Below are 14080 nucleotides of genomic sequence, written 5' to 3'. Positions count from 1 at the left end.
ACTCAACTAAGTACCTATTCTAGGGCGAGATAAAGGTAAAGTGAATAATAAAAATGTAACAAGCTATTCTAGTAATAGCTGAAATTTAGAATAAAAAAACCTTGAAAGCATGCACTTTCAAGGTTTTATTTATAGCGTTTTACAGTTATTAAGTTAAGCAGTACCACCTACCGTTAACTGATCAATTTTCAAACTTGGCTGGCCTACGCCTACTGGTACACTTTGACCGTCTTTACCACAAACACCTACACCTTTATCAAGCGCTAAATCATTACCTACCATAGAAATTTGTTGCATAACCTCAGGACCATTACCAATTAATGTTGCCCCTTTAATTGGCTGAGTAATTTTACCATTTTCAATCAAGTAAGCTTCTGAGGCACTAAATACAAACTTACCCGAGGTGATATCCACTTGGCCGCCACCAAAATTGGGAGCAAACACGCCTTTTTTAACCGTGCTGATAATATCAGCTTGGCTGTGCTCGCCGCCTAACATGTAAGTGTTGGTCATACGTGGCATTGGTAAATGCGCGTATGATTCACGACGAGCATTACCTGTTGGGTTTACCCCCATTAAACGCGCGTTCATTTTATCTTGCATATAGCCTTTTAAAATACCGTTTTCGATAAGTACGTTATAGGCTGCAGGCGTACCTTCGTCATCTACATTAAGTGAACCACGGCGATCGGCCATAGTGCCATCATCAACCACAGTACATAGCTCTGAAGCAACTTTTTGACCTACTTTACCGCTAAACGCAGACGCGCCTTTACGGTTAAAGTCTCCCTCTAGGCCATGACCTACGGCCTCGTGCAACAACACGCCTGGCCAGCCATTACCTAATACCACTTCCATAGTACCCGCTGGGGCATCAATAGCTTCTAAGTTTACTTTAGCTTGACGAACGGCTTCTTCTGCAAAACCCATCCAACGCGGCTTACCATCTACCAGCTCTTTAAAGTAACCATAATCTAGGCGCGCACCGCCACCAGCACCGCCACGTTCACGACGACCATTCTTCTCTAGCAATACAGAGCAGTTTAAACGGATCAGTGGGCGAATATCGGTAGCAAAGGTGCCATCGCTGGCTGCAATTAATACTTCTTCGTATACCGCAGACATTGAGCTAATAACTTGCTCAGCATCAGGGGCTAATTCACGAATATAATTTTCAAGCTCACGTAACAAATTAACTTTATCGGTATCGCTCATACTAGAAATTGGTTGATGCGGTGCAAACTGCTGCTTTGCAGCCACGTCACTAAATACTTTAACCGCTTTATCTTCACCGGCATCGGCAATACTTCGTGCTGCCGTGGCTGCTTTGTTTAACGCTTCAAGATTGATTGCGTCTGAATATGAAAAACCGGTTTTTTCACCGCTTACAGCCCGCACCCCCACGCCACGCTCAACGTTATAAGAGCCTTCTTTCACTAAGCCGTCTTCTAATACCCAAGACTCATGATGGCTCGATTGAAAATAAAGATCGGCATAATCAACTTTGTGCTGGTGAATATAAGCTAATGTTTTTTCGAGTTCTTCTCGATTTAGCTGGCTGTCGTGTAATAAATGCTGTTCAACCGAATTCATAATAATGGCTCTCTAAATCGTTGGTGAGATTGCAGCGGCATATCTCGTCTAATTTTGTGTAACTGGTTTAAATCTACGGTGCAACTAATAAAACCAAGCCCTGTTGATTTTTCACTTAATGTTTCACCCCAAGGCGATAACATGAGGCTGTGACCATAAGTTTGCCTACCGTTTTCATGCGTTCCATATTGCGCTGCAGCAATAACATAACATTGCGTTTCTATAGCTCGCGCTGCAAGTAGCGGCTGCCAATGCGCTTTACCTGTTGGAACAGTAAACGCACTGGGTACTAATATAATTTCGGCGCCTTTGCGAACTAAGGCATTAAATAAACCAGCAAAACGCAAATCATAACACACTGTTAAACCAATTTTACCAAAGGGCGAATCAACGACCACAACCTCATTGCCGGCTTGAGTAAAATCGGATTCTCGGTAGCTGCCGGTCTGGTCATCTACCTCAACATCAAACAAGTGTATTTTGTTATAGCTTGCAACAATATTGCCTTGATTATTAAATAAATGAGAGGCGGCGTAATACTTATGCTGGTTATAGGGCTCTGGTAACGTGCCAGCGTTTAACCAAATGTTGTGTTTACGGCACAATTCACTGATTTGCTGTTTATATTGTTCAATACGCTGTGACACTAACAACGTATCACCTGCGTGTTTACTAAACACTAAAAACGCTTCAGGTAAACATACTAACAAAGGTCGCGTGTTTGGCAGAGCAGCTAATGCTTGCTTTAAAAGTGCAATGTTATCATCAGGGTTTAAGCCAGAGCACATTTGCAATGCGATAATCGCAGGAGATGAGTTTATGTGTTGTTTATTCATTGTGTGGCGCTAACCTCGGCATCTTTAAGTTTTAACTCTGAGGATGCTTGTGGCTGGTTTTGTGCTGCTTGCGGTAAAGTCACCTCTCGACTCTTACGATCTAACTCTTGTACCTGAGGATCGTTCATTTTGCCTGTTACTTTAAAGTTGATCTCTGAGATCACTCGGGCAGAATGAATCACTTTATCAATTGCTAAAGCTGCAAGCCCCGTTACTGGATTAACCATCCAAGCCACAATCACCGGAATGCTCGAGGTTACTTGTGGTGCCACGGCTAAGTCGTAGTCAATTTCGAGAGTATTTAAATTTGCATACCCTTTTATAGAGAGATCGGCAGGTACCCCATCCATTTTAGTATCTTGGGTATAGGCAATGCCTTTATCTATCTGCATGGTGCCTTGCATGCTGTTATAAAAAAAACCTTTAGAAAATACATCTCTAAAATCAAGCTTTAGCTTACGCACTAATGAATCAAGGCTCAGTAATGAGAATACGCGTGCACCTCCATCACTGATTTCAGTTAAATGGCCTTCGCCTAAATCCCAGCTAATTTCGCCATCTAAACTGGCAATGTCTAAATCATAAGGTGCCGCTTGCCAATTTAGCTGATAATTTAGATTGGCGTTTGAGTCTTTAATAGTGGTGGTAATATCAAACTCATTAAATAAGGCGCCAATATCATTACTTTTAAGTTCACCGTTCATCGCCGTTAGGCCATTCTGCCACTGCCCTTTAGTCCGTAATATATGGTCGCCCTTATCAACCACTAGCTCAGAAATAAGCAGCTTTTTACCATCGCCTAACAATGAGGCGCTTACCTTATCAAGCTGATAATGACTTACTTTACAATCGGCACATTCAAATTCAATAGCCGGTAATTTTGTAAGCCATGCAAGTTGTTCAGGGGTTGATTTTTCGCTCGGTTGCTCTGATTCTGTATCTAAAAAATTAAGCCTTAAATAATCGCTATTAATTCGAATCGGCTGACTTGATTGCCCGCTAGGTATAAATACTTCGGCTCTTAACTCTTTGGCATTGAGCTTTAATTGCAAATTATTATTTAGGGGCGATAAACGCATATCAAAATCATTAAACTGCATGCCACTCACGTTAAAAGAGTTAATATTCGCAACCACTTCATGTAAAGGCGGCATCACGCCCGTCGAGGCACTGTCAGACTGCGCTTTAGCTACATTAATAATTTGATCAATTAAATCAACCCAAGGTAATAACTCACTCTGCGCTAAATTAATACTCACCGCTAAATTTTGTGAGTTAAGCCCTAAATCTTTTTCACCGATGATAAAATGAGCGTTGGTAAACTGCGATTGAGTATTGTCTAGAATGGCATTGAAATAAAATAACTCATTAATATGTGCAGTGATCAGATTAGAGATATCATCACCTTGAATAACCGCACTCAGAGGCCAAATTTGCTCACTGCTTTTTGTATATACTCCTGGCAAGGAACTATTTAAGCCAATAAGTGGCGATTCAACTTCGGCACGATAGTTAAACCCTTGCTCGGTAAAATTAAGCTCTAAAGCAACATCAACGTCACTTTGCCCGCTTAAGTAACCATCTAAGATACCTTGACCATGGTTTATGAGTGTTTGCGCATCAAGCTGAGCATTTATATTTATATTAGCGCGATAATCCTCTGCGTTTGCGTCACTAGTGTAGTTAATCGTTAATGGCATACCAAGCCATGTAGCCGTAGCATCGGTGAGGTTTATTTGTTGATTATTAAAGCTAAGCTCCCCCTTTAAATGCTCAAGCGAAATACCGGGAGCAGAAATATAAAGAGGTGAGTCGAGTAAATTAACCTTACCAGTTACACTCGCTCCGCCCTCAAATTGTGAGCCGATTAGCAATTCAATGTTTGCGCTGGCAAGCCCCTGTCCTTGCACAACATTAAAAATATCAGCTAATGGATTTGCTAAAGGCGTGGCGACAAAAAAATCGTGCATTTTTTCAAGCTCAGCTTGCTTATCAATACTAACCACCAATGGCGCATCGCCCATTAAGTCATCAATACTCACATGTACACTACTGCCAACGTCAAGGTTTACCAGTTGGCCTTGCTGGCTATAAATATCCATTCGCTCATTTGCAAAATGCAGCTTTACACTGGCATTTGTGACTGCTGGCCAAGCCGGATCGAATTGATAGGTAGCATTATCTATTTGCGCTAAAACATCAAACTGCCCAGAACCATTGTCAAATGGAAAGCCTGATAATGGACCAGAAAATAACACCTGAGCATTTGTTACTTCACCTGATTTTATTGCGCCATTTAAATAACTAACTAACTCAGGGCTCATTAATGTTAAAGGAAAATAATGACCGGCAATACTGGCATCGGGGGCAAATGCTTCGGCATATAAATCTAAGCGAGGCGTCTTACCTAAACTTAATTGCATCTGCGCGCTTAAGGTCACTTCATTGTTATCAAACCACAGGTTATCACTGCTAATATGCCAATCGCCTGAACGCTTAGCTAAATCTAATTCGATGTTTAGCTGGTTATAGTCAATATTATTACTAAAACTAGCACCTGTAATTAAGTGGCTGTTTTCACCAAAAATAGTGATCCGCCCATATTGCTGATTAACCAATCCATCAACCCTTAAGGATTGAGCGGCGGGTACGGCGTTTTTCTCTTGCCAGCTAATTTCATCGGCTTCAAACCATAGTTGCCATTGCTTTGCATCGGCAAACTCTAGGTACGCGTTTTTTATTTCACCACTGGGTTGGCGAGCTAAGAAAGGGGTTAAGTCAGTAAAATTAGTTAATTCTGCTAAATCATTTAATAGGGCTAAATCGAGTTGCTGTAGCCATATTTTATTTTGCTTGCCTAATAAAGCTTCAAATTCGAGGCTAGGCCACGTTATTTCGTTGGTACTAAACGCTAAGCCGGTACTTTTTAACCGCCAGCTATTTTGCTCAGGGTATAAATGAAATCCCCCTTCACTTAGGCTGACCTTTTGTGTTTGCGCATTGAGTTGCCAATTTACCGCACTCGGTAACCACTGTACTTTTACGTCACTTACTAAGCCTTGCTCTAGCCTAAGCCATGCTTGTAAGTTTAAATCACTATGCAGTTGCTGCTTTTGAGTATTTATATACTGGGCCAACCAATTTGACACATCAACCTGATTAGCCTGCACATATAAATCGCCCACCATTTGCTCTAAGGTTTCACCTTTGAGCGCAATACGGGCATCAAAATTACCCACAGAAATACCCGGTAGCGCTAGGCTACCGCTACCAAGATGCTGTTTATCTTGGTTTTGCCATACAATGTTTTCTAATAACAGTTTACGTTCTTTGTTATCTTCTAGTACAAAGCTGATGCTGGAGTTTTCTATTGCAAAGTGACCGGTTTCACCTAAAAACAGTCCTTCTATTAGTTCTTTTTGCTCAAATGAAACTTCATCTTGATTACCAGCAAATAAATTAGCGACATTAACCTTGGTATGAAAGCCATTGATCACAAAGTAATTTGATTTAAGCTGCAGCGACTTTAAACTTTCCCACAGGTTTAGCTCTAAACTGGTTTTAGCTATGGTTAAAGAGATAGGGGCTGTTTGGTTGTCTTTAAATGATAATTCTTCGAGTACTAAAGCGGGACCACTGCCTTGCCAACTTGCTGATATAGCACCTATAGATAAACTAATATCAAACTTATCATCAAGGTAGCTTTCTATATCTCCTTTATAATCGTTCGCGTAGGGTAAGGTGTATTTTAAAATAGAAACAATCACGGCCAGTAGTACTAAAATTACAGCACTTATTTGCCATAATTTTCGCACACAATAAAAACAGGCCGCTTTAAATTTCATTACATCATTACCACATCAAACTGCTCTTGGCTGTATAAACTTTCAGTTTGAATATTGACCTGCTTTCCAATAAATAGTTCTAATTCGGCGAGGTTATGATACTCATCATTTAATAGCGCTTCACAAACTGCAGGCGAAGCATACACTACAAACTTATCTGCATCGTAAGCGCGATTAACACGTACTATTTCACGAAGAATTTCATAGCAGACTGTCTCAACTGTTTTTTGTGAGCCTCGCCCTGAACATGCTGGGCATACATCACACAATACATGTTCTAGGCTTTCGCGGGTACGTTTGCGGGTCATTTCAACTAAGCCTAATGCCGACAAACCATTGATATTAGATTTGGCACGATCTTTATCGAGTGCAGATTCTAATGAGTGCATTACACGGCGTTTATGCTCATCGCTTACCATATCAATAAAGTCGATAATAATAATACCGCCCAAATTGCGCAGCCTTAGTTGACGAGCAATAGCAGAGGTTGCTTCAACATTGGTATTAAAAATAGTTTCTTCAAGGTTACGGTGACCAACAAAAGCGCCTGTATTTACATCAACAGTGGTCATCGCTTCAGTTTGATCTATGATCAAATAACCACCCGATTTTAAAGTAACTTTACGATGCAGTGCTTTTTGAATTTCACTTTCTACATCAAATAAATCAAAAATGGGGCGCTCACCTGGGTAATACTCAAGCACTTGTGATAACAAAGGCACAAACTCTTCAGTAAACAGCTTAAGCTCTTGGTAGGTAAGCTTAGAGTCAACACGAATGCGCTCCATATCTTCACCTACGTAATCACGTAACGTTCTAAAGGCAAGTGTAAGATCTTCATGCAAGATACTGGCTTTGCTGGTTTTTCGGCGTCTAGAGACAATTTTATCCCAGAGCTTTTTTAAAAAAGCTGCATCGTGTCTCAGCTCCGCTTCACTTGCGCCTTCAGCAGCTGTTCTGACAATAAAACTACCGTTTTCATCGCCGTATTCGGCTACAATTTTTTTCAGCCTTGCACGCTCTTCTTCCGTTTCGATACGCTGACTCACCCCAACATGTGTCGCATCAGGCATAAACACTAAATACCGTGAAGGTATCGTGATATCAGTGGTTAAACGTGCCCCTTTGCTACCCAAAGGGTCTTTAACCACTTGCACCATAATGTACTGACCTTGGCGAACAAGCTCACGAATATCTTGGACTTTTTTAATCGGCTCGTCGTCAACGCCCTCAACAATAGAGGCACTATTAACGATATCTGAAGCGTGTAAAAAGGCGGCTTTCTCTAGGCCTATATCAACAAAAGCGGCTTGCATACCTGGTAACACGCGGCTTATTTTACCTAAGTAAATATTACCCACGATACCTAAGTTACCAATACGTTCTAGCTGAATTTCTTGTAATACACCGTTTTCGATTAGGGCAACGCGACTTTCACTTGGCGTGACATTGATCAGTAGTTCTGTACTCATGCTACCCTCTTAAGAATGTATTTAATAATTGTTCTGTCTCATATAAAGGTAAGCCGACAACGGCAAAATAGCTACCCGAAATATGCGTTACAAAGCGCCCACCTAACCCTTGGATACCGTAACCACCGGCTTTATCTTGAGGCTCGCCCGTTTGCCAATAAGCATGTATTTCTTCATCACTGAGCGTTTTAAAGGTGACATCTGTACTGACCACACAACTGAGTACTTTATCTGATGTAGCAAAAGCGATGGCAGTTAACACTTGGTGCGTGTTCCCTGATAAGCGCTTTAAGGTTTGAGTAAAATCGTCTTTATCTCGAGGCTTACATAATGATTGGTTATCCATCACCACCACAGTATCACTACCTAGCACTGGTCGGTCAGTATAACCTTGCTCTACGCCCATTTGCGCCTTTAAACGCGCTAAACGCTCTACATAGTCATGCGGGAGTTCATTAGCAAGCTGACTTTCATCGGCATCAACACTAAACTGTGAAAATTCAATACCCAATTGGGTTAGAAGCTCTTTACGACGGGGAGACGCGGAGGCTAAATATACTGCGCAAGTCATTATCTGATCCTAAAATGTCTACGGTATTTTCGAAGTAATAAAAATACCCATATCCAGCTCAACATGCCTGTTAATACAGGCCATAAGTAATGTGGGCTAAAATAAACGCCAAGTAAAAAGTGATTTAACCAAAACTGCATTAAGTGGTAAAGCGTTAAGAACAAGCCTATAAGTAGGCTTTGTTGCCACAATGAAAAATTGCGAATTTTTTGGAAGTTACTTGCAGTAACAAAAATACACACTGAATAAGTTAAGGAATTAACACCCAATGAGGAGCCTGTTGCTAAGTCAATTAATAACCCAACAACCCAAGCAGTCCCTATATTTAGTCTATGCGGTAAAGCTAAAGACCAGTACATAAGCACCAATAGCACCCAATCAGGACGAAATGGTTCAAGTGAAAAAGGTAACGGCATTAGCGCCATTACTAATGCAAAGAAAATACTTAATGCGATTAAAAGCATATGACGGTTAATCATCACCCATCAACTCCTGCTGATTTAGCCATAACACCACTAATAACCGAATTCGATCTAATTGAGCTATCGGCTCAGCAAATACTTGCGCAAAAGGTTGGCCTTCATCACGAGTTATTTCGGTGATCACCGCTACCGGATAACCTTCAGGAAAGGTACCTCCTAGGCCAGAGGTCACCAGCACATCACCAATACGCACATCTAAGCTATGCGGCACATGTGATAGCTTTAGCACGTTAATTTTACCGATACCTTCAACCACTGTGCGCACATCGTTTCGTAATATACGCACCGGTGTTGCATGGGTGGTATCTGTAATTAACAGCACCCGCGAGGTTGTTGAACCAACTTTAGTCAACTGCCCGACTAACCCCATATCATCAATCACCGCTTGGCTTTCGCTTAAACCATCGGTGGTTCCCCGATTTATCACCACTTGGTGACTATAAGGATTTGAATGAACAGAAAGTACTTGAGCAATAATTTTACGATTGGTGTGTTTAGAGGACGAGCCAAGTAATGCACGAAGTTTTTGATTCTCTTTTGCTAAAAACTCATACTGCTGGATTTGCTCACTTTGCAATACTTGCTTCTTTTTGAGTGCTTCGTTTTCGGTTAGTAACTGCTCACGGGTATGCAAACTTTTGGCGCTAAAGCTAAATACTTCGTAAGGTAGGTTAGCAACATAAATAAGTGGACTGACCAACGTATTCAAACTAGTACGAATGTTCTCGCCACCTTGCGTGTACTTGTCTCCAAGGATCAATACGATACTCAAAAGCACTGCGACAAAAAGTCGCAGTTGCAAAGAAACCGTTTTTTCAAACATTGATTTCATTAATCGTAACTAAAAACGTCACCACCGTGAACATCAATCATTTCAAGGGCCTTGCCGCCGCCACGTGCAACACACGTAAGTGGATCATCAGCAACAACCACTGGAATGCCCGTTTCTTCCATTAGCAGGCGATCTAAATCCTTAAGTAATGCGCCGCCGCCAGTTAACACCATACCATGCGCTGAAATATCAGATGCCAGCTCAGGTGGAGACTGCTCAAGCGCCACCATGACAGCGCTTACAATTCCCATTAGTGGCTCTTGTAATGCTTCTAAGATTTCATGCGAGTTAAGCGTAAACGAACGAGGAACGCCTTCTGCAAGGTTACGACCACGCACTTCTATCTCTACTGGTTCGTCTGTTTTAAATGCCGATCCAATTTGGTGTTTAATATTCTCAGCGGTGGCTTCACCGATTAAGCTACCAAAGTTACGACGCACATAATTAATAATGGCTTCATCGAACTTATCGCCACCAATACGTACTGATGATGAATACACAACACCATTAAGTGAAATAATAGCGACTTCTGTTGTACCGCCACCAATATCAACCACCATAGAACCCGTTGCTTCAGACACCGGTAAACCGGCACCAATTGCAGCTGCCATTGGCTCTTCGATTAAGTAGACTTCGCGAGCACCTGCACCCATCGCTGATTCACGAATTGCACGCTTTTCAACTTGGGTGGCTCCACAAGGAACACAAATAAGCACGCGTGGGCTTGGGCGCATAAAATTATTATTGTGCACTTGTTTGATGAAGTGCTGTAACATTTTTTCAGTAACATAAAAATCAGCAATCACACCGTCTTTCATTGGACGTATAGCTTTAATATTACCAGGCGTACGGCCCAACATTTGCTTAGCTTCTGTACCTACAGATGCAACACTTTTAGGTCCACCAGCACGCTCTTGACGAATAGCAACAACTGAAGGTTCGTTTAATACAATACCTTCTTCTTTTACATAAATTAGTGTGTTGGCTGTACCTAAATCGATCGATAGATCGTTTGAAAAAATACCACGGAGTTTTTTAAACATGAGGCTGGATGACCTTTGAAATTCGTTCTTATTGTAGTTGCGCTTACTTTAACATTCTCAACACAATGAGCAATGTAAAGCGCAGCCGTCTTTGTAATCATTAAAAAGAGGAAGCACCGCTTCCCCATTAAATATTATCGTTCGCTCATTAAGCGAAAGCCAATATAATTAGCTCTAAAATCTGGCGCTAAAATTAAACGCGTTGATGCACGAGCAAGGCTAGGGGCAAAATTCCATGCACCTCCGCGAACAACGGCATCTTTTTTATTCCCTGTGCTGCTAGTCCATTCCCATACATTGCCTACAGTATCGTATAAGCCAAATGCATTTGCAGAGAAAGACCCTACCGGAGCCGTGCGTTTATTCGACCACTCGCTACCACACCAACCACAGTTAGCTAGGTTTTTACCAATTTCGTTACCCCATGGGTACTCTGTCTCAGTGCCTGCACGCGCCGCATATTCCCACTCAACCTCAGTAGGTAAACGATACGTTTGCGCTGTTTTATCAGAAAACCACTCGGCGTACGCAATAGCGTCATTTTTTGTCAAACACACAGCAGGAAACTCATTGGTTTGCTCAAATCCTGGAGCACGCCAATTTAAGCTTGCTTCCCAAACAGGTTCACCGTTGAGGTAATATGCGCAACCTTTGCCTTTTTCAGCTTCGGTTTTATATTGCGTTTCGTTTACAAACGCTTCAAATGCGCCAACAGTTACTTCTTTGCTCTGCATAGCAAAAGATTCACTAATCGTTTTTTCAACCACGGGGCGTTCATTTTCAAGCCCATTGCCGTTTATATCACCCATTTTAAATTTACCAACGGGGATCATCACTGCTGATGGGTCCACCATAGGTGGGCGTGTATCAACTTCCATTCCTTTTGGGCAATCTGCTTGTATTATTTGCTCTCGCTTTTTAGTCGGTGCAGCAATCGACTCTGACTTTTTTTCCAACTGAGCAAAAAGCGTTCGCGTTTTCTTTAAGTCAATTCGCGCTTTATAAGGGATGTAACCCTCTTTGCGTATTTCTAACTTATGCAAACCACGTGGTAAGTTCGTCACCAAACGAGTAGAACCTACTCGAATATCATTAATAAATACTTCATCGCCGTGTACATTAGAGCGTAAGGTTAACTGAACTAATTGATCTTTCTTGTTCTCAGCGACCACTTTAGGCTTTTTATTAACTGTTTTAGCGACAACGGCAGCAGCTTTATTATCCCCATTATCGCTGAATGTTAACTGACTATCAGAGAAAGTAGTGCTATAAGCTGGCTGATAAGTATTTGCCAGCGGGGTACCATACTCTAAACAAAAACTATTATTCACACTAAGTAAGTGACATAAACGACTGCTGTTTACATCTCCGCGCATAGTAACGCTTAAATTGACGTTGTAATCACCTTGTCCGCTAAATGCGCTCTTAATCACGTGACTACTTAAAATTTGTACTTGTGCCCCTGCCATGTCTCGCTTAGGTTCAACAAGACGTTTTTCTGTAAGATTTTCAAATATTTGATCTAAAAAACGTTTAGTTGCCTTTTTCAGCCCTATTTGCTGACCGCTCTGCTCACATGCCGCCAGTGTTTCAGTGCGCTTACAGTTAATGGTATGGTCAACTTCAAGCGTACCCTCTCGGGTAAACTCATTGCGTAATCGCTCTACACGCGCCGTGGTATATTGCACTTTTAAGCTTTCAATCGTGTTTTGAAGTGCATGTTTATCAGCGCGAATTTGCTCAATATCTTTTAGATGGGATGCAATTGCCGCCAATTGCATAGAAATATCATTTTTATTTTGTTCTTGATCAACAACGGCTTTTTGATAACGCGATTGTGCAGAGGTAATGTCTAGCGACGGATTATCAATTAAACGTCGATACATATCATTCATCGCATCCAACGCTTGGTTTTTTTCTTTATCAAGCTGTGTGGAACGCGTTCTCAGCAATTCAAGTTGTGTTTGAAGTTGATTCTCTTCTTTTAAATATTTGTCGAGCATCGTCGTTGAACGAGTGTATTCTGTTTGTTTCGTATTAATCTCTGATTCAATTCTGTTTACAGTAGTTGTATCTTGTGCAAATACTGTGCTTGCAAAAAAGCTAGCAGAAATTAACAGAGATAAAGGAGCAATTCGCATATATTCCAGTCCCAAAAAAGCGGCAATTATTTGGTTATTATTATTTTTTATAATAAAACCTTATGCTATGTACTTGAAGCACAAAACACAAGCTTTGTTCATTTATTATCTCAGTTTACAACTATTATCCCGTTTCATGCCAGTAAATAACCGTTTCATTTGTACTAAATAGCTAATTTATTTAACAACACCGAGATTTATCTGCATTTTACGCTATTAAGATGCCAATTTAGCCGCGTATTCATATTTTTTAGTTTGCTTAAGTAATAAAAACTGAGTCAAAATAACGCTATTACACAGCACATTCATCATGTAACTAATGAAAAAGAGTGATAATGCCAATACCATTCAGTATTAATGAACATAGCTATTTACAAACAATTACCAGTGAATTACTAACAGACAAGAAAATAACTTTAACTATTAAGCGCGATGATTTATTGCATCCACTTATTAGCGGTAATAAATGGCGAAAGCTCAAATACAATTTAGTTCGTATGCAACAACTGGGTAAATCTGAATTACTTACATTTGGTGGTGCTTTTTCAAATCACATTCATGCGTGCGCCGCTGCTGGTAAAGAGTTTAACTTAACAACCCACGCAATTGTGCGCGGCCCACAGCTTGATCTAAATAATCCTACTCTAAAATTTGCACAGCAATGTGGTATGCAGTTACATGCTGTCAATCGTATAGAGTACAAACAACGACATGATGAAGCCTATTTAGCCGCATTACAGGCACGCTTTCCAAACGCATACATTCTACCTGAAGGAGGCACTAATTCGTTTGCTATAGAGGGATGTAAAGAGCTTGCCCAGAGTTTACCTGAGCACGACTACTTAATCTGTCCAACTGGCAGTGGCGGCACCTTGGCTGGATTGATAGAGGGCAGCTCAAATAAAATCAACCTACTAGGGATTGCTGTTTTAAAGCAAGCCGACTACCTACGGGACGAAATACGCGCTCTTAGCCCTAAAGCAAAATCACAAAATAACTGGCAACTACTTACACAATTTCACGGTGGTGGATATGGTCATTTTACAGCTGATTTATGGCAGTTTTGCCAACACATGCAGCATCAACATCAATTACCCTTGGAGCCTATTTACAGCGGTAAAATGATGTACGCACTTTGGCAGCTCATCAATAATGATTACTTTGCCCCTAACAGCAAAATTATTGCAATACATACTGGTGGGTTGCAAGGTTTAGAAGGGCTAAAATATCGCAAATTAGTGTAGAGTATATTTAACTTGTTAATT

At 41.1% G+C, this 14080-nt stretch carries 10 protein-coding genes; 1 reads left to right on the top strand and 9 read right to left on the bottom strand.

Annotation, left to right across the window (positions count from 1 at the left end; translation table 11 throughout):
- Positions 1-153 precede the first annotated feature (153 nt).
- The 9 genes from tldD to N523_RS0105085 form a co-directional block, all read right to left on the bottom strand.
- Positions 154-1593, bottom strand: a complete 1440-nt coding sequence (tldD, locus tag N523_RS0105125) for a metalloprotease TldD (RefSeq protein ID WP_028834503.1) — start codon at positions 1591-1593, stop codon at positions 154-156.
- Positions 1590-2429 carry a carbon-nitrogen hydrolase family protein gene (locus N523_RS0105120; protein WP_028834502.1) on the bottom strand — a complete coding sequence of 280 codons (840 nt, stop codon included), beginning with the start codon at positions 2427-2429 and terminating at the stop codon, positions 1590-1592. Before N523_RS0105120 ends, tldD begins: the two co-directional genes overlap by 4 nt.
- Entirely contained in the window at positions 2426-6274 is a 3849-nt protein-coding gene (locus N523_RS0105115; RefSeq protein ID WP_028834501.1) for a YhdP family protein, read from the bottom strand. The genes N523_RS0105120 and N523_RS0105115 overlap by 4 nt, the downstream gene beginning before the upstream one ends.
- Positions 6274-7746, bottom strand: coding sequence for a ribonuclease G (gene rng, locus N523_RS0105110; protein ID WP_013463925.1), 1473 nt, complete (start codon positions 7744-7746; stop codon positions 6274-6276). The genes N523_RS0105115 and rng overlap by 1 nt, the downstream gene beginning before the upstream one ends.
- Before the next feature lies 1 nt (position 7747).
- Entirely contained in the window at positions 7748-8317 is a 570-nt protein-coding gene (locus N523_RS0105105; RefSeq protein ID WP_028834500.1) for a Maf family protein, read from the bottom strand.
- Positions 8317-8796: a rod shape-determining protein MreD gene (gene mreD, locus N523_RS0105100; RefSeq protein ID WP_016900308.1), complete on the bottom strand. Its 480-nt coding sequence runs from the start codon at positions 8794-8796 to the stop codon at positions 8317-8319. The genes N523_RS0105105 and mreD overlap by 1 nt, the downstream gene beginning before the upstream one ends.
- The gene (gene mreC / locus N523_RS0105095) at positions 8789-9631 is read right to left on the bottom strand and encodes a rod shape-determining protein MreC (protein ID WP_016900309.1); all 843 of its coding nucleotides are present in this window, start codon (positions 9629-9631) and stop codon (positions 8789-8791) included. Before mreC ends, mreD begins: the two co-directional genes overlap by 8 nt.
- Positions 9631-10674, bottom strand: a complete 1044-nt coding sequence (locus tag N523_RS0105090; RefSeq protein WP_013463921.1) for a rod shape-determining protein — start codon at positions 10672-10674, stop codon at positions 9631-9633. Before N523_RS0105090 ends, mreC begins: the two co-directional genes overlap by 1 nt.
- 134 nt (positions 10675-10808) lie before the next feature.
- Positions 10809-12815 carry a formylglycine-generating enzyme family protein gene (locus N523_RS0105085; protein WP_028834499.1) on the bottom strand — a complete coding sequence of 669 codons (2007 nt, stop codon included), beginning with the start codon at positions 12813-12815 and terminating at the stop codon, positions 10809-10811.
- A gap of 335 nt (positions 12816-13150) precedes the next feature.
- Between N523_RS0105085 and N523_RS0105075 the strand changes: the two genes are divergently transcribed.
- Complete coding sequence (locus tag N523_RS0105075; RefSeq protein ID WP_028834498.1) at positions 13151-14059, top strand: 1-aminocyclopropane-1-carboxylate deaminase/D-cysteine desulfhydrase; 909 nt, start codon at positions 13151-13153, stop codon at positions 14057-14059.
- Positions 14060-14080 lie beyond the last annotated feature (21 nt).

The sequence above is a fragment of the Pseudoalteromonas sp. 23_GOM-1509m genome, assembly GCF_000518425.1.
GTDB lineage: Bacteria > Pseudomonadota > Gammaproteobacteria > Enterobacterales > Alteromonadaceae > Pseudoalteromonas > Pseudoalteromonas tetraodonis.
Note: the sequence above shows the minus strand (reverse complement) of the source record. Positions and strands in the feature narration are given on the sequence as shown.